Origin of the sequence: Tabrizicola sp. (assembly GCF_051645465.1) — a bacterium.
GTDB lineage: Bacteria > Pseudomonadota > Alphaproteobacteria > Rhodobacterales > Rhodobacteraceae > Tabrizicola.
On record NZ_JBOFBI010000059.1, the window covers coordinates 1 to 23,127 of the forward strand.

Genomic DNA, 23,127 nt, shown 5'->3' on the forward strand with positions numbered 1-23,127 from the left:
CACCCGAGATCATCACCAGCCCCCGCGCCACCAGCCGCTCCAGCGCCGCGACCTCCAGCCGTGAGGTCAGCGCCCCGGCCATCGGCATCGGGCGATCGATCCGGTCCAAGACCGCCAGGTCCCGCGCATTCAGGCCGCCGCGCTGGCCGGACATCGGCACGACGAAGCGGCCATCCATTTCGCCGACGGCTTCCGACGAAAGCCACCGGTCAAGGGCGGCGTGGACCATCGGCCCATGATCGACCGCCAGAAGCGAAACAGGGATCAGCCGCCGGGGACCAAGGCGCAGGCCGCCCTTCAGCCCTTCGGTCACGAGATGCACCTCGCTGTCGCCGCCCAAGCCCGTGGTCCGCATCGCCACGGCTTCGACCATGGTGCGGAAACCGCCGACCCGAGCGCCTTCGGGGTCGATCTCCGGCAACCCGTCGCGCAGCAATGCCACATCGGTCGTCGTGCCGCCGATATCGCTGACCAGCGCGTCCGACGCACCCGTCAGCCAGCGCGCTCCGACGATGCTGGCAGCGGGGCCACTCAGGATCGTCTCGATGGGCCGCTCGCGCACCATGGCAGCGCTGATCAACGCCCCGTCGCCACGCACCACCATCAGCGGCGCGTCGATGCCCACGGCGAGAAGGTGCTGCTCGCAGGCCGCGACCAGCCGGTCGATCATCCCGATCAGTCGGGCATTCAGGACAGCCGTCAGCGCCCGCTTCGGGCCGTTGAGGTTGGCGGAAAGCTCGTGCGAACAGGTCACCGGGCGCCCCGTAACCCGCCGGATCAGGTCACGCGCTGCTACCTCGTGCGCGGGGTTGCGGGTCGCAAAGCGCGAGGCGACGGCGAAGCCCGAGACCTGCTCGCCCAGTTCGCGGATGGCCTCTTCAAGCGCGGCCAGATCGAACGGCGCGGCTTCGGTCCCGGCATGAGTATGACCGCCTGCAAAGATCAGAACCGGGTCGCCCTTCAAAGCCTCGGTCAGCCCGCCGCGGGCGAGGTCACCCTCGTCAAACCCGATGAATATCAGCGCAACCCGTGCGCCCTGACCCTCGACCAGCGCGTTGGTTGCAAGGGTGGTGGACAGCGATACCAGCGCTACGTCCGAGGCCTTCACCCCGGCCGCAGCAATCGCCGCATCGACCGCCTGGCCGATCCCCACCGCAAGGTCATGGCGGCTGGTCAGGGCCTTCGCCTTCCCCAGCACAAGGTTCGCGGCCTCATCCAGGATCACGGCATCCGTGTAGGTGCCCCCGGTATCGACACCCAGAAAATAGGCCATCTGCTTCCCTGCGACCGTCCCTTTGCCCCCGAGCTAGTGCGGGACGAAGGCGCTGTCACCCCCGGAAGCGACATCAGTGCCGTCGCCGACGGCGATGTGCGGGCGGCAGGCCCAGCATGCCGCGGTACTTCGCCACCGTCCGCCGGGCAATTGGCGCGCCGCCTTCGGCCAGGGCCGCGGCCAGCGCCTCGTCCGACAACGGGGCGTCGGGGTCTTCCCCGGCCACCAGCCGTGCCAGCCGATCACGAAGCGCACCCGCCGCCGGGCCGCCTTCGCGCGTGGCCTTGGTGAAGAGCGACCGGAGCCACCAGGTCCCCCTCGGCGTATCGACCGCGGTCCCGGCCACCACCCGGCTCACCGTGCTTTCATGCAACCCAAGTGCCACCGCCACATCCGCCATCGTCATCGGCACCAGCGCCCCCATCCCCGCCTCCAGAGCTGCCGCCTGACGCCCTAGCACTTCCTGGCCCACGGATAGAAGCGTCGCATTCCGCCCCTCGATCATCTTGATCAACGCCCGCGCCTCGGCCCGGCCCTTGGCGCGGCCTTCGGCCACCGACACCGCAGGCAGGGCCGAACGATTGAGCGAGACGATCCACCCCGCCGGACCCTTCTCGGCGATCAGGTCGGGCTCGCGCACCGGGGCGGCAAAGGCCTCGAAGCTGCTGCCGGGCTTCGGGTCGTAGCTGCGAAGCCGCCCGAACGCCTTGCGCAGATCGGCGAGATCAATGCCCGCTTCGCGCGCGATCCGATCGATCTCACCCCGCGCCAGCAGGTCCAGCCTGCCCAGAAGCGCCGCCATTGCCGCGTCCAGCTCGTCCGCTTCCTCGGCCTGCAGACGCAGGCATTCCGCCAGGTTGCGCGCGAAAAGGCCGGTCGGTTCCGCGCGTTCCTGCAGGCGGCGCAGCACCGCCTCGACCGCCGGAACGCTCGCCCGCGTCTCGGCGGCGATCGCCGCAAGCGAGCGGCCAAGCCAGCCCGACGGCTCCAGCGCTTCGGCGAGCGCTTCGGCGATCCGCGCTTCGGCGGGGCCAAGACGCAGGGCCTCGATCATCCCCAGCACATGCGAAACCAGACTGGACGCCGCCGCGGCCTGTTCCGGCTGCTCGCCATCAGCCCTGAAGGCCGACTTCCAGCGTGGCAGCCAGTCCTGCACCTGGCGGCGGGTCAGGATGATCTCGGGGTTTTCCGCCGCCGCTTCTTCCAGATAGCGGCTAAGGCCTGCGGCATCGGCGCGCAAAAGCCGGATCGAGGTCTGCAGCCCGGTGGTCAGCGCCATGCGCTGGGTCTGTTCGACCGAGATGCGGTTTCGGGATTTCATGCGACGCGCCCCTTTTGCGATGGTTCCCACGGACCGGACGCGACCGCAAGTCCGGCGCCAGTGGAGCAGCCGCAACGGCCCAGCCAAGCTCTCCACCAGCGCAGATGACAAGTGCGTGAGCGCACAAGTCCCATGCTACCGCGACAGAAAGTCGCGCCTATAGTGAAGCGGTTAGCCAACAAGGGAGCCATACGCATGAAACTCGCCAAAGCCTTGATGCTCGGCGCGGTCCTCACTGCCGGGGTCGCCTATGCCGAAGGAGAACGGACCGATCCGAATGCCATCGCCCGCTCGGAACTGATGAAAGCGAACGGCAAGGCAATCGGCGTCCTTGCTGACATGGCAGGCGGCAAGACCGCATTCGATGCCGCCGCTGCAGAGGCTGCCAAAGCCACGCTGATCGAAGACTTCGGCAAGATCGAAGCCGTCTTCAAAGAGCCTGGCGCGGACGACCCGGCTTCGGAATCCAAGCCTGAGATCTGGACGAACTGGGAAGACTTCCTGATGAAAGCCAAAGCAGGAACTGATGCGGCGACCGCGCTTGACGTCGCTTCGCTTGAGACGTTGCAGGCAGGCATGGGCGCACTTGGTGGGACCTGCGGCGGTTGCCATGAGGTCTATCGCGTCAAGAAGTGATCGCCTGCCCAGGCAGGACCAAGGCCCCGGTCACCCGACCGGGGCTTTTTTCATCCGCACCAGACGCGCGTGATCCGACCAGCGCTGTTCAGGTCGAAGTTCAGCCGCGTCGGGCTGTAGTCCATAGTGATCGGCATCCCCGGCTCGATGAACCTTGTCCCCGCGACGAAGCTCATCGCCGCGAAGACGGATTTGTCCTTGCCGACCAGATACTGCAGGGTGCTGGCCCCGCAGGCATCGCTGCCCGGCGCCGGCTCGGGCGGCATCCGGTCGGGACCAGGCGTTGTCACCGGAACGCAGGCGGCCAGGGCAAGCGCCATGACCAGGCTGATCGACCGCATCCTCACCGCCTCAGCCACAGACCACCCGCTCGATCACATCGCGCCGGTCCAGCCAGATGTTCAGCCGGTCCGCCTTGAAGTCCATCGTCACCGCCATCCCGTACTCGATCACGCGGACATCCTGGCTGAACCGCATCCCGTCAAGCACAGCCCCGGGTTGGCCGACCAGATATTGCAGCTCGCTTGCGCCGCACTGATCCATCGGCTCATTCGGGGGCGGCACCGGAACCGGCTCGACGCAGGCCGCAAGCAGAAGGGGGGCGCAGAGGAGAATCGCTGAGACGTGTTTCATGGGTCGCTTCCGCAATTGCTTTCCAAGCCACTTTGCCACAGCTTCAGGAAAACCATAAGGGAGGGATAACCAGATGCGCACCCGTGCCGCCGTTGCCGTCGCCGCCGGAAAACCGTTGGAGATCATGGAGGTGAACCTCGACGACCCGAAAGAGGGCGAGGTCCTGATCGAAATCAAGGCCACCGGCATCTGCCATACGGATGAGTTTACCCTCTCCGGGGCGGACCCCGAAGGCATTTTCCCCTCGATTCTCGGGCACGAGGGCGCGGGCGTGGTGGTCAAATGCGGCCCCGGCGTGAAGACCCTGAAACCCGGCGACCACGTGATCCCGCTTTACACGCCCGAATGCCGCGAGTGCCCCTCGTGCCTCAGCCGCAAGACCAACCTCTGCACCGCGATCCGCGCGACGCAAGGCCAGGGCCTGATGCCCGACGGCACCACGCGGTTCTCGATGCTCGATGGCACGCCGATCTACCACTACATGGGCTGCTCGACCTTCGCCCAGCACACGGTGATGCCCGAGATCGCGCTGGCCAAGGTCCGCGAGGACGCCCCCTTCGACAAGATCTGCTACATCGGCTGCGGCGTCACCACCGGCATCGGCGCGGTACTGAACACCGCAAATGTCGAACAGGGCGCCAAGGCCGTGGTCTTCGGCCTCGGCGGGATCGGGTTGAACGTGATCCAGGGCCTTCGCATGGCCGGGGCCGACATGATCATCGGCGTCGACATCAATGACGACAAGAAGGAATGGGGCGAGCGCTTCGGGATGACCCATTTCGTCAACCCCACGAAGATCGAGGGCGACATCACCGCGCACATCGTCAATATGACGAAGACCCCCTTCGACAAGATCGGCGGCGCGGACTACAGCTTCGACTGCACCGGCAACGTCAAGGTGATGCGGGCGGCTCTCGAATGCACTCACCGCGGCTGGGGGCAGAGCATCATCATCGGCGTGGCGCCCGCCGGGGCCACGATCGAGACCCGCCCCTTCCAGCTCGTCACCGGGCGGGTCTGGAAAGGCACCGCCTTCGGGGGCGCGAGGGGTCGGACGGACGTTCCGAAGATCGTCGACTGGTACATGGACGGCAAGATCGAGATCGACCCGATGATCACCCACGTCCTGCCCTTGGACCGGATCAACGAAGGCTTCGACCTCATGCATGCGGGGAAGTCCATCCGGGCCGTGGTCGTGTTCTGAGATTGACAAGCGACTGGCAACAACATACCTAGCTAGATAGATGTCTAGCTAGGTATTTGCCATGTGGACCCTCCAAGACGCCAAGAACCGCTTCTCCGAAGTCGTCGACGCCGCGCTCGGCGGACGACCGCAAGAGGTTACACGGCGTGGCAAACCCGCCGTCGTGGTGCTCTCGGCAACCGAATACGCACGCCTGGTCTCGGATGCGGGCCGGCACCGGGGCAGCTTTGCCGATCATCTCATGTCCTTTCCGGGCGGCAGCTTTGACCGCGCCGAGGTGCAACCCCGCGACGTCGCGTTCTGATGTACATTCTCGACACCAACGTCCTGTCGGCCATGCGCCGACGGGAACGCGCGCCGCATGTCATGCGATGGCTGGCCGACAAGCCGGATGACGCGCTGTTCCTGAGTGTCATCACCCTAGGCGAGGTTGAGCGCGGCATCGCACAGCAAACCCAGCGCGATCCGACCTTCGCCAACGACCTGCGCAACTGGCTTGACCGGACCGTCCTGCTCTTCGCTGACCGAATACTGCCCTTTGACGCTGATGCAGCCCGCGTCTGGGGTCGGCTCTCCGCGCGGATCGGGAATCTCGGTGCCGACCTTCAGATTGCTGCTACAGCGCTTTCGCGAGACGCAACCGTCGTGACCGGCGACCGCGCCTTCCTGGCTACCGGCGCCCGGATTGAATCGCCCTTCCCAGAGCCGCTGGTCTGAGCCGCAGAGCCGCTCCGAACCCCCTTGCACCTCCCCCCTTGCTCCGTCACGCTGCCCCAACACAAACCCGGAGGCTCGCGATGAACACCACGCTTCTCGACGACACCCGCGCATCCAAGGACGACGGCCCGCGCGGCCGCATGGATCAGCTGTTCTTCCAGACCCGCAGCGTCATCATCACCGGCGAGATCAACGACAAGGTCGCGAACCGCGCCGTGACCCATCTTCTGGCGCTGGCCGAGGAGAGCGACGATCCGATCAACCTCTACATCTCCTCGCCCGGCGGGCATGTCGAATCCGGTGACATGGTCCACGACATGATCCAGTTCATCCGGCCAAGGGTCCGCACCATCGGCTCGGGCTGGGTGTCCAGCGCGGGCGCCCTGATCTTTGTGGGGGCCGCAAAGGAAGACCGCTACTGCCTGCCCAACACCCGGTTCCTCCTCCACCAACCCGCAGGCGGCATCGGCGGCACGGCATCGGATATGATGATCCAGGCCCGCCAGATCGAGATCATGCGCGACCGGTTCCACCGGCTTTTCGCCGCGGCCACCGGGCAGACGCCGGAACGCATCGCCCAGGATACCGCGCGGGATTTCTGGATGACGACGCAAGAGGCGCTGGACTACGGTCTGGTCGGCTCGGTGATTTCGTCGATCGCGGCGCTGAAGTGAACCTGGCCGCTGTGGCGCTTGCCGCTGCGCTCGCGGCCCAGCCTGCGGCGGCCGAACCACCGCGGATCAGCCTTGTCTTCGGCGCCGACGCCCTGAACGCCCAGGCCGAAGACATCCGCTCGGTCCGCCGGGTCGACGAAGGCGCCACCGGCTCGGCGCTGGTCATCCGGCTGGCGGGCAGCTTTGACCGGCAGATGGCGGCCCTCACCCGCGCCCATGTCGGTGAGACCGGCCAGCTTCTGATCTGCGGCGAAGTGGTCGTCGAACCCCTTCTCAACTCGCCCATCGTCGACGCGATGTTCGTGATCTCTGACACCGACATCGCCCGGATCGACCGGCTGCAGGCGCTTCTGACCGGCCCCAGCTGCGGCGACGCGCCAGAAAGCTAACGCCCGCGTGTCCAGCGGCGGTAGGGCCGTTCCAGCCACAGCGTCGCTGCCACCGAGACGGCCACCGCCAGCACGCCCAACCCCAGCATCACCGGAACCGAGCCATAGGGCGCGACCCCGGCCATCCGCAAAAGCGTTCCGGCAATCGAGAACACCAGAAGATGAAGAAGGTAAAGAAGATACGACGCCTCGCCCCAGACCATGCACCACTCGGGCATCCGCCAGCCCCCGGCCGCCAGCCCATAGACCAGCGCCGCCGACGGGAGCCCCGCTACCCACTCCCGCCCCCAGTGCAGCGGCACAATCCCCGCAACCACCGCCGCCAGGCCCAGGCTGCCGATGACCACGGAGACAACAGCCCCACGGCGCCACCCCGCCGCCAGCGCCTGCGCGATCAGCCCGCCATACAGGAACTCGATCACCCCCGAATAGAACACCAGCCCCAGGGCCGGGGGCAAGCCGCCGGGCCAGAGCCGCAGCCCCTGTGTCACCAGCGCCCAGACCGCCAGCGCCGTAATTGCCCTGCGAGCGCCGAAACGGAAGAAGGTCAGCGCGAAGATCAGATAGAACACACCTTCCACCGTCAGCGTCCAGGCCACCGCCATCACCTGATCGGGCAGCGGCAACAGAAGCACCGAGATCAGCATCCGCCCAGGTTCCGGCCAGCCCGACCAGTCGCCGCGCAAAAGCCCAAGCCCCGCCAGCGCCAGCAGCGTCAGGATCAGCGCGGCCCAGTACGGCGGCACGATCCGCCAGAACCGCTGCCGCAGGAACCCCGCCGCCCCCCAGTCCGGCCGTCCCTGTGCCGCATGAAAGATCACAAAACCGCTCAGGACGAAGAAGACATCCACCCCCACCTCGCCGCCGATGAAAGCGGCCAGCACTCCGGGATCAAAGCCTTCGGTAACGGCGGCGGCCTGCAGGTGGAAGAGCACAACCAGCGTCGCGGCGACACCGCGCAACATCTGCAATCCACCGATCATGCGTCCCGCCCTTGCCCGCTGCAGGCCGATGTTGCCCGCCCCCCGGCCCAAGTCAACCAAGCGTTTACGCTTTTCACCGCCCCCCCGATCCGCCACAACGGATGGAAACCCCGGAGGCACCCATGCCCGACACCCGCGCCGACCGTCTTGCCGTCCTCATCGACGCCGACAACATCCCCGCCCGCCATATCGAGGCGATCCTCGACGAAATCGCAGGCTTCGGTGATGCATCGGTCCGCCGCGTCTATGGCGACTGGTCCAGTTCGGCTCTGACGCAGTGGAAGGAAAAAGCCCGCAGCCTTGGCCTCGTCATGCATCAACAATCCGCCAACACCAAAGGCAAGAACGCCTCGGACATCGGCCTGGTCATCGACGCGATGGACATCCTGCACCAGGGCAAGGTCGACGGCTTCGTCCTCGTCTCCTCGGACAGCGACTTCACCCGCCTCGCCAGCCGCATCCGCGAGGACGGGCTGCAGGTCTTTGGCGTGGGAGAGGAGAAGACCCCCGAATCCCTCCGCAAAGTTTGCAACCGCTTCATCTTCATCGAGAACATCGCCGCCACGGCCGAGGCTGCAGGCCAGCCGGAACCAGCCTCCGACGTCCGCCCGACCCAAAGACCCGCCAAGGCAGCGCAAAGGCCAACCAATCCCGCTGCCAAGGACGCAAAAGAGGCCATTCCCTTGGTCATGGCGGCGATGAAGAAGATCGGGATCGAAGAGGACAGCTATTCCCTCGGCCAGCTTGGCCAGGTCCTGACCCAGCTTTACCCCGACTTCGACAGCCGGAGCTACGGCAGCGCCAAGCTCTCCGACCTTCTGAAACGCACGGGCCGGTTCGAAGTGCAGAAGGGCGAGGGCAACCACCTGATGGTCCGCGACAAGGCATAAGCGCGCATCAGAAGATCGACGCCAGCCAGTCCGCGAATTGGTCGACAGCGGCGCGGCGCGGACCCTTCGGCAGGACGACCGCATAGGTCACCACCGGCAGCCCGCTGATCGGCAGGACCACGAGCCGCCCCGCCTCCAGATCGGTCCGGCAGATGATCTCGGTCGCGAGCATCGCGCCCAGACCCTGCCGCGCCGCCGACATCTCCAGATGCGCGCTGCCAAGCTGCACTTTCTTCAGCCCGTCCGGGTCGATCCCGGCCTTGCGCAACTGTTCCTTGTCCCATGCGCTCTCCGGCCCGTCGAGCCACGGCAGCGCCAGGGGATCGCCACCTGCCAGCGACGGCGCGCAGGCGGCCAGGATCGGCGTCTCGGCCAGGGGCCGGATCTCAACGTCGGGCGGCGCGGTCCAGCCGCATTCCAGCACGCGGATCGCCAGGTCAAAGCCCTCTTGCAGCAGGTCCACCGTCGCCGGGCTTGGCGTCATCGCCACCTCAACTCCCGGGTGCCGGGCCCAGAAATCCGGCAGGCGCGGCATGATGTGGGTTTCAGCGATGAAGGTTGTGGTCGCGACCCGCAGAACCCGCCGCGCCTCCACTCGGCGGAGGGTCTCAATTCCCGTGGCAATCGCCCCGAACCCGTCGGCCAGGCTCCGCGCCAAGGCCTCGCCAGGCTCGGTCAGGCTGACCGTCCGCCCCGTCCGGCACACCAGCTGAAGCCCAAGCTCCGCCTCCAGTGCCCGCACCTGCTGGGTCACTGCCGCGTGCGTCACGTTCAAGACCCGCCCCGCCTCGGCAAAACTGCCGCTGCGGGCGGTGGCATCAAACGCCCGCAGACTGGAGAGCGATGGAAGGTTCCGCCAGCGTGACACGTAAGCTCAGCTTTCGTTCCAGGATTTTTCCTGATTCGGAATATCGCAGCATTTGTGGCATTTCTAAAGCCCAACCTAGCAACGGGACGAAAGCCATGTACCCCGTCAACCTCGATCTTCTCCACGCCTCGGCCGCCCACAATCCTGACGGCAGCCCCAAGGACCTGCACGCCCATCACCGGGCTGAGCTCATTGCCATCCAGCGGGCTGAGCGCCGGGCCAGATGGCAGGGGCGCGTTAACTGGCTGATGTCGCGCGTCCAGCGACCACCAGCCGTCAAGGCGCCGCTTCATGCGAACCTCAGGCTCCGCGATCAGGTCTGACGGACACGCCGTCATGCCCTGAAGCCGTGATTCGCTGGAATGGTTAATCGGCCCCGACCGGCATGCGCGTAGAGACGGAACCAAGACGGAACCAAGACGAAAACAAGATACAGCAAAGACCTCGAAAGCCGCCGATTAGCCCAGCGTTCGCAAACACTTGCGTCATGCCGTGCGTCCCTGAACCGACACTCTCTCGAAATCCGCATTCACCGATTGGCAAGGAATGCCTACCTTCCGGGTCAAAGGAGCCACCATGACCCAAATCTCTCTCGGCCTCGACACGTTCGGCGACGTCTCCCACGGTCCCGATGGCCAGCTGCAACGCATGGACCAGACCCTGCGAGAAGTCCTGGACCAGGCCACGCTCGCCGACGAAATCGGCATTGATTTCATCGGCTTGGGCGAACACCACCGCGCCGACTTCGCGATTTCGGCCCCCGAGATCGTGCTTGCCGCCATCGCAGGCCGCACCAACCGGATCAAGCTTGGCACTGCCGTGACCGTGCTTTCCACCGACGATCCCGTCCGCGTCTTCCAGCGCTTTTCCACGCTCAACGCCGTCTCGGGAGGTCGTGCCGAACCCATCCTCGGGCGCGGATCGTTTACCGAAAGCTATCCGCTCTTCGGGCATGACCTGCAGGACTACGAACAGCTTTTCGAGGAACGCCTGGACCTCTTCGCCAAACTCACCCGCGAACCCCGTGTCACATGGTCGGGGGAAACGCGCAGCCCTTTGATAAATCAGCCGGTTTTCCCGCCGCTGGGGCCGGAAGGCATGACCGTCTGGGTCGGCGTCGGCGGCTCGCCCGAAAGCGTCGTTCGCGTGGTCCGGCAGGATCTGCAGCTGATGCTTGCGATCATCGGCGGCGACGCGGCCCGCTTTGCCCCCTACATCGACCTCTACCACCGCGCCTGCAGCCAGCTTGGCAAACCCGTGCGCCCCATCGGCGTCCATTCCCCCGGCTTCGTCGCGGAAACCGATGAAAAGGCTCAAGAACTTCTCTGGCCACACTACGCCGACATGTTCGGCCGCATCGGGCGCGAACGTGGCTGGCCCCCCGTCACCAAAGACCGGTTCCTCGCCGAAGTGCAGCACGGCGCGCTCTACGTGGGCGCCCCTGAGACGGTCGCCCGCAAGATCGCGAGGACGATCCGCACTCTCGGCATCCAGCGCTTTGACATGAAGTATTCGACCGGCCCGATGCCGCACACCGACCTGATGGCCTGCATCCGGCTTTACGGCGGGAAGGTCATCCCGATGGTGCAGGATATGCTGGCGGACAAGGCTGCGTAGGGTGTGCTACAGCGCACCTTGCCCCAGATGTTGCGATCCGCGCTTCGCGGCCAACAACATCTGGCGGTGCCGTTCCCTGAACCGAGCGCGGTCGGCTTGTGAGTACTCGCCCACGCAAGCTGCACAGCAGACGCCTTCCTCATAGTCCGGATGCCGCTGACCCTCCTCCGTCACCGGCCTCCGGCACGCCCCGCAGGCCTTCAGTCCACCCTGTGTAAGGCCATGCCCAACCGACACCCGGTCGTCGAAGACAAAGCACTGCCCCTGCCAAAGGCTTTCCTCTTCCGGAACATCCTCAAGGTACTTCAGGATCCCACCCTTCAGGTGGTAGACCTCATTAAGCCCTTGACCCAGAAGGTAATTCGTCGACTTCTCGCAGCGAATGCCGCCGGTGCAGAACATGGCGATCCGCTTGCCCGCAAACCTTTCCCGGTTCGCCTGCCACCACTCCGGAAACTCGCCAAACGCCCGAGTCTCGGGGTCAACCGCACCCCGGAATGTCCCGATCGCGACCTCATAATCGTTGCGGGTGTCGATCACCACTGTGTCGGGATCGCTGATCAGCGCGTTCCATTCGGTCGGTTGCACATAGTTCCCGACCCGGGCGAGAGGGTCGACATCGGGCTGGCCCATGGTCACGATCTCGCGCTTCAGCCTCACCTTCATCCGCCCGAAAGGCATTGATTCCGCGAAGCTTTCCTTCCACTCCAGCCCCTCGCACCCCGGCAAGGCCCGGATCGCTGCCAGCGCCGCGTCGATCGCCTCTCGTGTCCCAGCGATCGTCCCGTTGATCCCCTCGGGCGCCAGCAGAAGCGAGCCTTTCACCCCATGCGCCTGGCACACCTCCAGAAGATCCGCTCGCAGGGCGGCGGGGTCCGGGAAGCGGGCGAACTGATAAAGCGCGGCGACGATCAGCATGCGCCCCCTTTGCGCCGAAGCTTGGCGAATTTCAAGCACTTCGCTTGACGCAAGCCCTTACCGCGCCTTACCCAAGGGGATGACCTTCGGGAGACTGCCATGAAGCCTGCCAACGAAGCCCTGATCGTGATCGACGTGCAGAACGACTTCTGCCCTGGTGGAGCTTTGGCCGTGGCGGGTGGAGACGAAATCATCAGCCGGATCAACGGGTTGATGGGGGATTTTGCGACCGTCGTCCTGACGCAGGACTGGCACCCGGCGAACCATGCCTCGTTTGCCGCGAACCATCCAGGGGCAGCCCCCTTCAGCCTGACCGAAATGCCCTACGGCCCGCAGGTCCTTTGGCCGACCCACTGCGTGCAGGGAACGGCTGGTGCGGAATTTCACGCAGCGCTGCGCACCGATCCCGCGCAACTGATTGTCCGCAAAGGCTTTCGGCCCGAGATCGACAGTTACTCCGCCTTCTTTGAAAACGACCAGACGACGACAACGGGGCTGGAGGGCTACCTGCACAATCGTGGCGTAACGGCAGTGACGCTTGTCGGCCTTGCGACCGACTACTGCGTTGCCTACTCGGCCCGCGACGCCGCGCGGCTGGGGTTCAAGGCGACCGTGCTGGAAGGCGCCTGCCGGGCCATTGACCTGAACGGCAGCCTCGCCCAGTCCCGCGACCAGATGCGCGCGGCTGGCGTCGCGCTGGAGGTCTGAGATGGTGGATATCGCCACCCGCGTCTGGAACCACAAGTGGAAGATCGACCCGATCGTGCGGTCGCTGATCGATACCGACTTCTACAAGCTTCTGATGTGTCAGTCGATTTTCCGGAACAAACCTGACACGACGGTCGTCTTCAGCCTGATCAACCGGTCCTCCAAAGTGCGCCTCGCCGATCTGATCGACGAAGGCGAACTTCGCGAACAGCTGGACCACGTCCGGTCGCTGTCCCTGACGCGCGGCGAAAGCACCTGGCTGCGGGGGAACACGTTCTACGGCAAGCGGCAGATGTTCCGGTCCGATTTCATGGAGTGGTTCGAGGGCCTGAAGCTACCGCCCTACCACCTGGAAAAGCGCGACGGGCAGTTCGAGCTGACGTTCGAGGGCGCCTGGCCCGACGTCATGCTGTGGGAGATCCCCGCGCTTGCGGTGCTGATGGAGCTGAGGTCCAGGGCGGTCCTGAACGAAATGGGGCGGTTCGAGCTCCAGGTGCTTTACGCCCGCGCGATGACGCGGCTTTGGGAAAAGATCGAACGCCTGCGCAAGATCGACGGCCTTCGCATCGTCGATTTCGGGACGCGGCGGCGGCATTCCTTCCTCTGGCAGGACTGGTGCGTCCAGGCGATGCAGGAAGGGCTGGGGGGCAAGTTCACCGGTACGTCGAACTGCAAGATCGCGATGATGCGCGACATCGAGGCGATCGGGACCAACGCGCACGAGCTGCCGATGGTCTATTCCGCGCTGGCCGATACGGATGCCGAACTGCGGCAGGCGCCGTATCAGGTGCTGGCCGACTGGCAGGAGGAGCATGAGGGGAACCTTCGGATCATCCTGCCCGATACCTACGGCACCGAGGGGTTTCTCAAGAATGCACCAGACTGGCTCGCGGGCTGGACCGGCATCCGTATCGACAGCGGCGATCCCGCGACGGGAGCCGAAACGGCGATCCGCTGGTGGCAGGAACGCGGTGAGGACCCGCGGCAGAAGCTCGTGATCTTCTCCGACGGCCTGGATGTCGACAAGATCGAAGAGCTTCACGCCCGCTTCGTGGGCCGGGTGAAGGTGTCCTTCGGTTGGGGGACGATGCTGACGAACGACTTCCGGGGGCTCGTCGCCGATGACGCGCTGGCTCCGTTCAGTCTGGTCTGCAAGGCGCTTTCCGCGAACGGCCGACCGACGGTGAAACTGTCAGACAACCCGGCCAAGGCGATGGGACCGAAGGACGAGATCGAGCGCTACAAGCGCGTCTTCGGCGTCGGTCAGCAGAAGGTGCTGGAGGTCGTCGTCTAGCCCAGCACCCGCTCGGCGCACATGACCGCACGGGCGAGATGGCTTTTGTGGATCGGATCGTCGGGTTGAAGACGCGGCATGGTCCAGCCGACCGAGGCGAGAGTGCGGGCAAGCGTGAACGCCTCGACCATCTCGCCGTCGGTCGTCCCATAGCCTGCCATCAGGGCCGCACGGATGTCGGGTTGCGCAGGATGGTAGACCGTCTGCAGCAGAGCGGTGCCAAGGTCGTAAAGCCGGAAGCCGAAACCGGAATCGTCGAAGTCGATCAGGGAAACCGAACGACCGTTCACCAGCACGTTTTCGCGCAGGAGGTCGGCGTGGATCAGGCCGATGTCGCCGTGCAGCCGTTCGCGCAGCGCGTCGCGGGCGCGGATCAGCATGGCGCGCTGGTCGGGGTTTGCAGCCGGGTGGTCCCAGAACCGGCCCCAGAAGGGAGCTTCGCCAACAAGCCCGTCGCGATCCCAGCGGGGACGGCTGAAGCCCTCGGGCAAGGTCAGGGCATCAGTCGCGCGGTGGATGCTCCGAAGAAGTGCTCCCAGCGCGTGGTAGATGTCCAGAACCTCGGGCAGGGGACGGCTGAAAGGTAAGCTCGCTTCCCCTAAAGCCTCACCTTCCATCCAGGCAATGACCGAGGCGTGGCGACCATCACTGAGGGGGACAAGAAGGCTGCCGTCCCGGGCCGGAAGGGCGCCGGGGACGGGCAGGCCCTCCTTCGCCAGCGCCGCGCACCACCAAAGCTCGGACCGGATGGCATCGGCGGACTGGTAGCCCCCGCGGTGCAAGCGCAGCGCCGCGCGGCCCCAGGGCAGTGCCATTTCGAAGACATGGTTCTCGCGGTCGCGCAGCAGCCGGACGATCCGACCACCCCAGTGGCCAGCGGCTTCTTCGGCGGGGGTCATTCCTCGTCGTCCACTTTGCCGCGCAGCACTTTGACCTCGCCCCGAGCGGACTTTGCCGCAATGCGCCGCCGCTGGCTGCCGAGCGTGGGCTTCGTGGCAATCCGCCGCTTCGGCGCCACCAATGCGGCGCGGATCAGCTCGACCAGCCGCTCCCGCGCGATGTCGCGGTTGCGGGCCTGGCTGCGGGTTTCGTCGACCTGCAGAACGATGGCCCCCTCGTTCGTCCAGCGCCGCCCGGCGAGCTTTTTCAGCCGGGCTTTGACCTGCGGTGGAAGGTGCGGGGAACGCTCGGCCTCAAAGCGCAATTCGACGGCGGTTGATACCTTGTTGACGTTCTGCCCGCCCGGTCCGGAAGCCCGCATGAAGCTTTCGGACAATTCCCATTCGGCTAGGCTGATTGTTTCGGTAACGTAAATCATGGCTGGGGTTCTTGCGGGTGGAATTGCGCGGGTTCAGCGGGGCGGGCCTCAACTTTTTGTGCAAGAGTTTTGGGTTCTCAATCCCGACGTCCCGCAAAGAGAAAGGGTTGCCCCTGCAGGCAACCCTTTCCGAGATCCAAGGAGATGGGCCAGTTAGGCATCCAAATCCAATCGGTGTGAAATCACCTGAAGGGCTGCCTTCAGAAAATTCCCCTCCCGACTGTCCCGACACCTCTCTCCAATATCACTCTAGACACTGGATCACCTCCTTTCAAAAAGTTGCCGATATGGGGAGCGTGACACAGATTTTGTGTTTGTCAAAACAATTTACGCTACCTTTGCTGTGAGCTTGGCCACTGCCAGTCGAAAAGGCAGAAGTGCCACAAGAGCGAGCAGAAGCTTAACAAGCCAGTCGCCGACAGCCAAAGATACCCAGAACGGTGCCTCGGGACCGATACCAAGAAGTGCTGCAGGCGCGGTTGCCCACGAGACATCGTTGCCGGGCTCAAGCAAGGTCAGGGCGGCTGAGAAAGCCACGGTGAAGAAGATGATCGTATCCAGCGTCGAGGATACGAGCGTCGAGACCAGCGGCGCTTTCCACCAGCTGCCTTGGCGCAGCCGGTTGAAGACCGAGATATCCAGAAGCTGGGCGCAGAGGAAGGCAATGCCCGACCCAAGCGCGATACGAAGGGTCACAAGTGGGCCGAATTCGCCGATGATCTGGGTGCCGATGAAGGAACAGAGGATTCCTGTGACGAAACCCGCCAGAACCACCCGCCGGGCGGCGGCGGGGCCTTGAAGGCGGTTCGTTAGGTCGGTCACCAGGAAGGCGAACGGGTAGGTAAAGGCCCCCCAGGTCAGGAAGGCGCCAAGCGGGTATTGGACGAGGATGTTCGAAGCGACGACAATCGCCGCCATGGCGATAACGCCAGGAAGAAGGATGCGCATAACGGGTTCCGTTTTGACAAGGTCGCGGAGACTTGGCCCGCAAGCTCATCCAGCGGACGGCGCGCTTTAGGCCCGTCCGCGCCGTTCGTCAATCGCCAAGGCGATAGTCGACGATTTCGGTCGTCTGGTAGAATTTGAAATTGTCGTCCGAGATCATGGTCAGCCGGATCGCACCGGTCGGGTCCTGCCAGACCGCAAGGCCTTCAAGGTTGTCATGCTCCCCGACGCCCGATTGCATCTCGGTCCTGCCCCCGTCGAAGCCGTCCCCTTCGGTTCCATAGGACCGGACCCGTGAGGCGAAGCCGAGGAGACCATGAAAGTCGCGCTCAAGCACATAGAGTCGGCCGTCCGGCCCGAAATCTGCCCCGACCGGAAGGAACGTGCCCTCGCGCGGCAATGTGCCGGTGACACTCCAGGCCGTGCCATCATTGCGATAGACGGGGAAGCCGCCGCTGCTGCCCCGGACATCCTCGGCGACGGCAACAAGCGCCCCGGACCCATCAATCGCCAAGGCTTCCAGCGAGGCGTTGCTGGGCAGTTTCACGAACTCGGCCGAGGTCGGCAGGTTCTTCGCTGACCCGGCAAAGGCACGGTAGCTAAGGACGCGAGTGACCCCCTCGAAAGACACATAGATCGTACCGTCTGCGGCCTGGGCCATCCCCTCGCTGTCGGCGCGCCTGGGGTCGAGAGGCCCATCACGGCTGCCTTTCAGCCGCTCCATCGGGCTTGCGGTCACCCCGATGACCACGCCGCTGTCATCCCGCTGCAAGGTGCCCCGCATCCAGGCTCCGCGGTCAGACAGGGCCACGAACGAGGTTCCGTCCGCTGTCAGTTCGATCGCCGAGAAGCCGCCAAAGAGCGGATCAGTCATCGACCAGGCATAGGACGACACAAAGCCCCCGGCGTGCGCAGTCTGGCCGAGGGCACAAAGGGCAGCAGCGACTTTCAGTCGGCCGCGAGGACGGCTTTGCATTGCTTCGGCAGGTCCGCCATTGTGAAATCGCGCGCGCCCTTCTTTTTCTTCGGCTCTTCCTCGTCCTTGGGCTTCTTCTTGTCGACCTTGGGCGGGTTCAGATAGTCGGTCACCCACCACATCAGCGTCTCATCGCAGCCGTCGCCGTTCTTTGAAAGCTCGGCCACCGTGGGACTTTGCGTCTCGCAAAGCCGCGCGCCTTTGGGGCATTTGAGGCGGACATGGAAATGCGTGTCGTGGCCCGCGACGGGGCGAATTTTCTGCAGCCACTTCTTGTCCGATTTCGTGGCCGTCTTGCACATCTCGATCTTCACCGCCGCCGCCACGAAGATGCGATCGACGCGCGGATCGGATGCGGCCTCTTTCAAAAGGCGGTGGTGCGTTTTCGTCCAGTTCTCGGTCACGGACCGCTGGTCCTCTGACCGGACGGGGATCGAGCTGATCTCCTCCCGCTCGGCTTCGCTCAGGCGCAGGCTTCGGGGCGGCAGCATCCAGATATCGGCGTCCAGCCCGATCTGGTGGCTGGAGTGACCACTGGTCATCGGCCCGCCGCGTGGCTGGCTGATGTCGCCGATGTAAAGGCCCCGTCCAAAGCCGATCGCCTGGGCGGTGGCCGAGAGGTCCATCAGGTACTGGACCATCACCGGATGGCCGAAGTTGCGGTTCCGCGACAGCCGCATGGCCTGCCAGGTGGGGCCGGTTTCCGGCAGCTCGACCAGCCCCGCCGCACAGCCTTTCGCATAGGAACCGACGGGCATAGGGTCTTCGGCTGAGGGCGCGTCCATCGCCCCGAAAAGCTTGTTGGCCAGCTTCTCGGCCTGGGCGGGGGCGGGAGGCAGAAGGGCGGCACACAGCAGCGCGCCGGCAAGTGAACGAAGGATCATCGGAGCTGCTCACCTTTGGGATTAACCCAAACTAGCAGGATCAGGCCGATGAGGAAAAGCACGATCAGCGGCGAAAAGCCGATGCGCTGCGATCCGCTGATTCCTGTAACAATCGCGATCAGCGAAGGCGCAACGAAGCTCGCCACCTTACCCGACAGCGCAAAAAGCCCGAAGGCCTCGGTCGCGTGGTCAGGGGTGGTGTGGCGTACCATCATCGTTCGGCTCGCAGCTTGCACCATGCCACCTGCCGCTCCGATCAGTGCCCCACAGATGAATAGGAGGTTGTCCGACTGGTTGCTTGCTGGGTCCAGCGCGATGCCCCAGACCTGCTCGCGGGTCATGCCGACCAACACGCTGCAAACGAGGATGAGCACCACAATGCTGAATGCGATCACTGGCTTTGGCCCGAAACGCCGGTCCATTTTCCCGCCAATCCACGCGGCGAGGACCGCAGCCGTCGCGCCGACGATACCGAAGATTCCAATCTGGCCTATGCTCCAGCCGAGCACGCCCTTGGCGTAGACACCGCCAAAGACATAGAGCGCGTTGAGCGCGTCGCGATAGAGGAGTGACGAGGCCAGATAGGCCTTAAGGCTGTTGCGGAAGCGCAGCGAGGCCAACAACTGTTTGAGCTGAGCTAGGACGCGGCCGGGCTCGAACCGGACCGGCGAGGTGCGCGGCTCTTTCACCCAAAGGAAGAAGGGGATCATGAACAAAATGAACCAGAGTGCCGTGAAAGGGCCAACAATACGGGTGCCGACCTGGGTCTCGGCGTCCTCGCCCAGGAGCGGGTTGAGGCCCAGATATGTCAGCCCGTTTTCGGGGTTGGACACGAAAAGCCCCAGCATGATGATCAGTGCGAGGAGCCCACCAAGGTATCCGAAGGCAAAGCCCGCACCAGAGATCGCGCCCAATTCATCATGGTCCGACAGGCTGGGCATGAGGGCGTTAGTGAAGATTGTGGCGAACTCCATGCCGATGAAGCCGATGCCAAAGAACGTCACCGCCCAGTAGAGTATCTCGATACCTCCGCCCGGCGCGACCCACCACAGCGCGCATGCCCCCACAATGTAGAATGCCGAGAAGAACCAAACCCAGACCAATCGGCGTCCGGTGGTATCGGCCACTGCACCCAGAATCGGCGCGAATACGGCGATTAGGACCGAACTGGCGGCGATTCCCCAGCCCCAGAAGCTTTGCGCTGCCGCTGCCGAGGCATCTGCGTCCAGCCCTTGACCCAGATAGTAGCCGATTGCGATTTCCGCGAAGTAGGGACCGAAGATGAAGGTCAGGAGCAGCGTGTTGTAGGGCTGGCTGGCCCAGTCGAAGAAGTACCAGCCCCAGATCCGCTTGCGCGTGCTTGCCATGCCTGCCTCCTGTTTTCCTTGAAGTGAAACCGGAAACGCCCCTTAGCGCAAGGGAAGGCTCTTCGTGTCGCTGCGCTCGCTCATCGCGGGGGCGACCCGAGCGAGGAGAAGTCGAAGACGAACGACGAGCAGTGTTTCAGCGCGCTGGCGGCCAGGGGCGGGTCGCCTCGGCGGCGATCCAGGCCTGCACCCATTCGGGCAAAGCCGGGCTTTCACCTGACACTCCCACTGCTTTCGCCAGTTCGGCGGGCGGTACGATCCCCGCCTTCGACACGATGGCCGAGCGGATCAGGACATGCGAGGTACAGTCCTCGCCCTTCCACATCGACTGTTCCATGTAAAGGAAGCGTGTGTCCCAGCCCAGGCACCGGCTGTAGGTCGTCAGCCGCGAGAACATCGTCACCCGGCGCCGATACCGCACGGAAGACCCCGCCACCGTCATGCCCCATCCATTTGCGGCGAGATGGCGGTGGATTCCGGTCCTTGTCCCAAGCGGCAGGCGGCCAAGGTCGAACAGCGTCAGCGTGCGGCCGTTGTTCAGCTCTACCCAGGGGTCAAGGTCCCAGGGCCAGCAGAGGTGATGGCTTACATGGGTGTCGAAGAGGCCTAGAGGCGGCATGCGACGGGCGCGGGCCAGCTCCTTGAACATGCGCAGAAAAGGATACATCGGCACCTCCGGGTTGCGCGGAAGGGGTGGCCCGTCGTTAAGGCCGCGTCAAGCCCAACGCTGCGTGAGGCATTGCCCTTCGCGCTCCCTGCCGTTACCTCTGGCCAAACCCTGACGGAGCGCCTGATGACCTCGTTTTACCAGATCCTGATGCTGATCCTCAATGTGGCGATCTTCTTTGTCCTCGCCCATGTCATCATGAGCTGGCTGATCAACTTTCAGGTTCTGAACATCCGCCAGCCGCTGGTGTCGCAGATATGGTACGCGCTGAACCGCCTCTTGGAACCGCTGTATGGGACGATCCGCCGGTTTCTGCCCCCGATGGGCGGCCTTGATCTTGCACCGCTGATCGTACTGATCGTGATCTATGCCCTTCGGATCATCCTGTCGAACAACACCGGCGTCGCCATCTGACCTTGGATCGCGCCGCCGAGCTTCTGCATTCCGTCTTCGGCTTCCCGGACTTTCGTCCCGGGCAGGCCGAAATCGTCGAGGCCGTGCTGCAGGGCCGGAACACCCTTGCCATCATGCCGACGGGCGGGGGCAAGTCGCTCTGCTTCCAGCTGCCCGCACTTTGCCGTGATGGCGTGACTGTCGTCATCTCGCCCCTGATTGCGCTCATGCGCGACCAGGTCCGCGCTTTGCGGGCGGCGGGGGTGGAGGCCGGGGCGCTGACCTCGGGGAACACCGAAGAAGAGACCGAAGAGGTCTTTCGCGCGCTTGATGAGGGGCGGCTGAAGCTTCTCTACATGGCGCCCGAACGGCTGGCATCCGGTGCTACGGCGGGTCTCTTGCGGCGGGTGGGCTGCAGCCTGATCGCGGTCGACGAGGCGCATTGCGTCAGCCAGTGGGGCCACGACTTCCGCCCCGACTATCTGCGGATCGGCGAGCTGCGGCGCGCTTTGAAAGTGCCCCTCGCGGCCTTCACGGCCACGGCGGATGAGGAAACGCGGGCCGAGATCGTCACGCGGCTCTTCGACGGAGAGGCGCCGCTGACGTTCCTGCGCGGCTTTGATCGGCCGAACATCCACCTGGCGTTTGCGGTCAAGTCCGGCCCGCGCGAGCAGATCCTGCGGTTCGCGGCTGCCCGAAAGGGCCAGTCCGGCATCGTCTATTGCGGCACACGCGCGAAGACCGAGACCCTGGCGCAAGCTTTGCGCGAGGCAGGCCATGCGGCGGTAGCCTATCACGGCGGGATGGAGGCCGAGGCGCGGCGGCGGGTCGAGGTGCGCTTCCAGCGCGAGGACGGGCTGATCGTGGTGGCGACAATTGCCTTCGGGATGGGGATCGACAAGCCGGATATCCGCTGGGTTGCCCATGCCGACCTGCCGAAGTCGATTGAGGGTTACTACCAGGAAATCGGCCGCGCGGGCCGCGATGGCTCGCCTGCTGAAACCATGACGCTTTACGGTCCCGACGATATCCGCCTGCGCCGAAGCCAGATCGACGAAAGCCCGGCTCCCCCCGACCGCAAGGCCGCCGATCACGCCCGGCTGAACTCCCTGCTGGGTCTGGCCGAAGCGCTGAGCTGCCGCCGTCAGGTGCTGCTGGGGTACTTCGGCGAGACGACCGAACCCTGCGGGGCCTGCGACCTCTGCGACCGGCCGGCGCAGCTTTTCGATGCGACCGACGCCGTGCGGAAGGCGTTGTCGGCCATCCTGCGGACGGGGGAGTGGTTCGGGGCGGGGCATCTGATCGATATCCTCACCGGGTCGAAGACCGAGAAGGTGCGTGAAAGGGGACACGACCAGCTGCCGACGTTTGCTGTGGGGCGCGACCTTTCGAAGCCCGCCTGGGGCGCGGTTTTCCGGCAGATGATGGGGCGCGATCTTATCCGACCCGACCCCGACCGCCATGGCGCGCTTCGGATGACCGAGGCGGCGCGGCCGATCTTGCGGGGGGAGGCGCAGGTGACCTTGCGGCGCGATACGGTCGTGGCGGCTGACGAGGAGAGGGCGGTCGTTCGGGCGCAGGTGGCGGATGAGGATCTGGGGCTGCTGGCGCTTCTCAAGGCCAAAAGGCGGGCGTTGGCGGAGGCGCAGAATGTGCCGGCCTATGTGGTCTTCCCGGACAAGACGCTGATCGAGATGGCGGAGCGGAAGCCTGCTAACCTGGACCAGATGGCGGGGATTACCGGGGTGGGGGCGAAGAAGCTGGAGAGCTATGGGGCGGAGTTTCTGGCGGTGATCAACGGGGCGGCGGAAAGCCTGCACCCGGCGCGGATGCGGCTGGTGGCGCGGCCGGAGGGGGCGATGTTCGACCGGCTGGCGGAGGTTCAGCTGGAGCTGTCGCGGGGGGAGGACGGGACGGGAAAGTACCTCAGCTGCACTCATTCGACGCTGCGGCAGATCGTTGAACGGCGGCCCTCGACGCTGGGGGAGCTGCAGGCGATCCAGGGGATGGGGGAGCTGAAGGTGGAGCGGTTCGGGGAGGCGTTTCTGGGGGTTTTGCGGGAAGGGTGAGGGGTGTAACTCAGCGTTACGGCTTTAGACGCAAGGGATTTCAATGCTTTAGCCGAGGGGCGTTTAGAAACAGTTAACCTGTTCTACCGTTGGGCCCGGCGATGGAGCTCTGGTGTCTTTGCGGGAACCGCGCGCGCAGTCCTTTGGGCGGAGCCCCCCACCCCCGGCCCCTCCCCACGAGGGGGAGGGGAGGCGCCTGGGGCGGTGGGCGCGCTTGACTTCAGACGCGGTCAGGCGGCCCTCTCGGTCGCGACCACGGGAGGGCGTCTTCTACCGTTGGGCCCCGCGACGGAGCTCTGGCGTCTTTGCGGGAACCACGCGCGCAGTCCTTTGGGCGGAGCCCCCCCCCCCCCCCCCCCCCCCCCCCCCGGGGGGGGGGGGGG

Annotated in this window: 27 protein-coding genes; 13 read left to right on the forward strand and 14 right to left on the reverse strand. The window is 65.1% G+C overall.

All coding sequences use genetic code 11. From position 1 onward, the window contains the following. Together ACRCSW_RS03335 and rpoN are read right to left on the reverse strand one after the other, a co-directional pair. The coding region (locus ACRCSW_RS03335) for a hydantoinase/oxoprolinase N-terminal domain-containing protein (RefSeq protein ID WP_438702576.1) at positions 1-1,273 on the reverse strand (1,273 nt) is incomplete at its 3' end. 73 nt (positions 1,274-1,346) lie between these two features. Further along, positions 1,347-2,594, reverse strand: coding sequence for an RNA polymerase factor sigma-54 (gene rpoN / locus ACRCSW_RS03340; protein WP_438702578.1), 1,248 nt, complete (start codon positions 2,592-2,594; stop codon positions 1,347-1,349). Positions 2,595-2,789: 195 nt separating this feature from the next. Between rpoN and ACRCSW_RS03345 the strand changes: the two genes are divergently transcribed. Next, on the forward strand, positions 2,790-3,230 hold the full coding sequence (locus ACRCSW_RS03345) for a c-type cytochrome (RefSeq protein ID WP_438702580.1): 441 nt from the start codon (positions 2,790-2,792) through the stop codon (positions 3,228-3,230). Positions 3,231-3,280: 50 nt separating this feature from the next. On the opposite strand, the gene ACRCSW_RS03350 is transcribed toward ACRCSW_RS03345, so the two are convergent. Both ACRCSW_RS03350 and ACRCSW_RS03355 read right to left on the reverse strand, forming a co-directional pair. After that, positions 3,281-3,571: an I78 family peptidase inhibitor gene (locus tag ACRCSW_RS03350; RefSeq protein WP_438702582.1), complete on the reverse strand. Its 291-nt coding sequence runs from the start codon at positions 3,569-3,571 to the stop codon at positions 3,281-3,283. A gap of 10 nt (positions 3,572-3,581) precedes the next feature. Beyond that, positions 3,582-3,863: an I78 family peptidase inhibitor gene (locus ACRCSW_RS03355; protein WP_438702583.1), complete on the reverse strand. Its 282-nt coding sequence runs from the start codon at positions 3,861-3,863 to the stop codon at positions 3,582-3,584. A 73-nt stretch (positions 3,864-3,936) separates the two neighbouring features. Here ACRCSW_RS03355 and ACRCSW_RS03360 point away from each other — a divergent pair, with 73 nt between their 5' ends. The 5 genes from ACRCSW_RS03360 to ACRCSW_RS03380 all read left to right on the forward strand — a co-directional run bounded on the left by ACRCSW_RS03360 (position 3,937) and on the right by ACRCSW_RS03380 (position 6,847). After that, on the forward strand, positions 3,937-5,067 hold the full coding sequence (locus tag ACRCSW_RS03360) for an S-(hydroxymethyl)glutathione dehydrogenase/class III alcohol dehydrogenase (RefSeq protein ID WP_438702585.1): 1,131 nt from the start codon (positions 3,937-3,939) through the stop codon (positions 5,065-5,067). Between the two features lie 61 nt (positions 5,068-5,128). Next, on the forward strand, positions 5,129-5,371 hold the full coding sequence (locus tag ACRCSW_RS03365; protein WP_438702587.1) for a type II toxin-antitoxin system Phd/YefM family antitoxin: 243 nt from the start codon (positions 5,129-5,131) through the stop codon (positions 5,369-5,371). Further along, positions 5,371-5,784 (forward strand): type II toxin-antitoxin system VapC family toxin, encoded by a 414-nt coding sequence (locus ACRCSW_RS03370; RefSeq protein WP_438702589.1) that lies wholly within the window; start codon positions 5,371-5,373, stop codon positions 5,782-5,784. The genes ACRCSW_RS03365 and ACRCSW_RS03370 overlap by 1 nt, the downstream gene beginning before the upstream one ends. 80 nt (positions 5,785-5,864) lie before the next feature. Continuing rightward, positions 5,865-6,458 (forward strand): ATP-dependent Clp protease proteolytic subunit, encoded by a 594-nt coding sequence (locus ACRCSW_RS03375; protein WP_438702590.1) that lies wholly within the window; start codon positions 5,865-5,867, stop codon positions 6,456-6,458. Beyond that, positions 6,455-6,847, forward strand: coding sequence for a hypothetical protein (locus ACRCSW_RS03380; protein WP_438702591.1), 393 nt, complete (start codon positions 6,455-6,457; stop codon positions 6,845-6,847). Before ACRCSW_RS03375 ends, ACRCSW_RS03380 begins: the two co-directional genes overlap by 4 nt. Here ACRCSW_RS03380 and ACRCSW_RS03385 read toward each other — a convergent pair. Next, the gene (locus ACRCSW_RS03385; RefSeq protein WP_438702592.1) at positions 6,844-7,830 is read right to left on the reverse strand and encodes an acyltransferase family protein; all 987 of its coding nucleotides are present in this window, start codon (positions 7,828-7,830) and stop codon (positions 6,844-6,846) included. The genes ACRCSW_RS03380 and ACRCSW_RS03385 overlap by 4 nt on opposite strands. Before the next feature lie 122 nt (positions 7,831-7,952). On the opposite strand from ACRCSW_RS03385, the gene ACRCSW_RS03390 reads away from it, so the two are divergent. Further along, positions 7,953-8,720 carry an NYN domain-containing protein gene (locus ACRCSW_RS03390; protein WP_438702594.1) on the forward strand — a complete coding sequence of 256 codons (768 nt, stop codon included), beginning with the start codon at positions 7,953-7,955 and terminating at the stop codon, positions 8,718-8,720. 7 nt (positions 8,721-8,727) lie between these two features. Here the strand turns inward: ACRCSW_RS03390 and ACRCSW_RS03395 are convergent, their stop codons facing one another. Continuing rightward, positions 8,728-9,588, reverse strand: coding sequence for a LysR substrate-binding domain-containing protein (locus ACRCSW_RS03395; protein WP_438702595.1), 861 nt, complete (start codon positions 9,586-9,588; stop codon positions 8,728-8,730). 95 nt (positions 9,589-9,683) lie between these two features. Here ACRCSW_RS03395 and ACRCSW_RS03400 point away from each other — a divergent pair, with 95 nt between their 5' ends. Together ACRCSW_RS03400 and ACRCSW_RS03405 are read left to right on the forward strand one after the other, a co-directional pair. Beyond that, the gene (locus tag ACRCSW_RS03400) at positions 9,684-9,911 is read left to right on the forward strand and encodes a hypothetical protein (RefSeq protein WP_438702597.1); all 228 of its coding nucleotides are present in this window, start codon (positions 9,684-9,686) and stop codon (positions 9,909-9,911) included. A 253-nt stretch (positions 9,912-10,164) separates the two neighbouring features. Further along, positions 10,165-11,205: an LLM class flavin-dependent oxidoreductase gene (locus ACRCSW_RS03405; protein ID WP_438702598.1), complete on the forward strand. Its 1,041-nt coding sequence runs from the start codon at positions 10,165-10,167 to the stop codon at positions 11,203-11,205. A 6-nt stretch (positions 11,206-11,211) separates the two neighbouring features. Here ACRCSW_RS03405 and trhO read toward each other — a convergent pair whose 3' ends face one another. After that, on the reverse strand, positions 11,212-12,123 hold the full coding sequence (gene trhO / locus ACRCSW_RS03410) for an oxygen-dependent tRNA uridine(34) hydroxylase TrhO (RefSeq protein WP_438702600.1): 912 nt from the start codon (positions 12,121-12,123) through the stop codon (positions 11,212-11,214). Positions 12,124-12,222: 99 nt separating this feature from the next. On the opposite strand from trhO, the gene pncA reads away from it, so the two are divergent. Continuing rightward, positions 12,223-12,831 (forward strand): bifunctional nicotinamidase/pyrazinamidase, encoded by a 609-nt coding sequence (pncA, locus tag ACRCSW_RS03415; protein WP_438702602.1) that lies wholly within the window; start codon positions 12,223-12,225, stop codon positions 12,829-12,831. A 1-nt stretch (position 12,832) separates the two neighbouring features. Next, positions 12,833-14,125 carry a nicotinate phosphoribosyltransferase gene (gene pncB / locus ACRCSW_RS03420; RefSeq protein WP_438702604.1) on the forward strand — a complete coding sequence of 431 codons (1,293 nt, stop codon included), beginning with the start codon at positions 12,833-12,835 and terminating at the stop codon, positions 14,123-14,125. On the opposite strand, the gene ACRCSW_RS03425 is transcribed toward pncB, so the two are convergent. The 7 genes from ACRCSW_RS03425 to ACRCSW_RS03455 form a co-directional block, all read right to left on the reverse strand. Then, entirely contained in the window at positions 14,122-15,024 is a 903-nt protein-coding gene (locus ACRCSW_RS03425; protein WP_438702606.1) for a phosphotransferase enzyme family protein, read from the reverse strand. The two genes, pncB and ACRCSW_RS03425, sit on opposite strands and share 4 nt — an antisense overlap. Next, positions 15,021-15,443: an alternative ribosome rescue aminoacyl-tRNA hydrolase ArfB gene (arfB, locus tag ACRCSW_RS03430; protein WP_438702608.1), complete on the reverse strand. Its 423-nt coding sequence runs from the start codon at positions 15,441-15,443 to the stop codon at positions 15,021-15,023. Before arfB ends, ACRCSW_RS03425 begins: the two co-directional genes overlap by 4 nt. Before the next feature lie 327 nt (positions 15,444-15,770). After that, a complete protein-coding gene (locus ACRCSW_RS03435; RefSeq protein ID WP_438702610.1) occupies positions 15,771-16,391 on the reverse strand; it encodes a queuosine precursor transporter in 621 nt (206 codons plus the stop codon). Between the two features lie 88 nt (positions 16,392-16,479). Further along, positions 16,480-17,262 carry an esterase-like activity of phytase family protein gene (locus ACRCSW_RS03440; protein WP_438702611.1) on the reverse strand — a complete coding sequence of 261 codons (783 nt, stop codon included), beginning with the start codon at positions 17,260-17,262 and terminating at the stop codon, positions 16,480-16,482. A 74-nt stretch (positions 17,263-17,336) separates the two neighbouring features. Continuing rightward, complete coding sequence (gene mepA, locus ACRCSW_RS03445) at positions 17,337-18,248, reverse strand: penicillin-insensitive murein endopeptidase (RefSeq protein WP_438702613.1); 912 nt, start codon at positions 18,246-18,248, stop codon at positions 17,337-17,339. Beyond that, positions 18,245-19,615, reverse strand: a complete 1,371-nt coding sequence (locus ACRCSW_RS03450) for an MFS transporter (RefSeq protein ID WP_438702614.1) — start codon at positions 19,613-19,615, stop codon at positions 18,245-18,247. Before ACRCSW_RS03450 ends, mepA begins: the two co-directional genes overlap by 4 nt. A 136-nt stretch (positions 19,616-19,751) precedes the next feature. After that, positions 19,752-20,282 (reverse strand): acyl-CoA thioesterase, encoded by a 531-nt coding sequence (locus ACRCSW_RS03455; RefSeq protein WP_438702616.1) that lies wholly within the window; start codon positions 20,280-20,282, stop codon positions 19,752-19,754. A gap of 126 nt (positions 20,283-20,408) precedes the next feature. Here ACRCSW_RS03455 and ACRCSW_RS03460 point away from each other — a divergent pair, with 126 nt between their 5' ends. Together ACRCSW_RS03460 and recQ are read left to right on the forward strand one after the other, a co-directional pair. Further along, entirely contained in the window at positions 20,409-20,696 is a 288-nt protein-coding gene (locus tag ACRCSW_RS03460; RefSeq protein ID WP_438702617.1) for a YggT family protein, read from the forward strand. 2 nt (positions 20,697-20,698) lie between these two features. Beyond that, complete coding sequence (gene recQ / locus ACRCSW_RS03465) at positions 20,699-22,744, forward strand: DNA helicase RecQ (RefSeq protein ID WP_438702619.1); 2,046 nt, start codon at positions 20,699-20,701, stop codon at positions 22,742-22,744. The last annotated feature ends 383 nt before the right edge of the window (positions 22,745-23,127 follow it).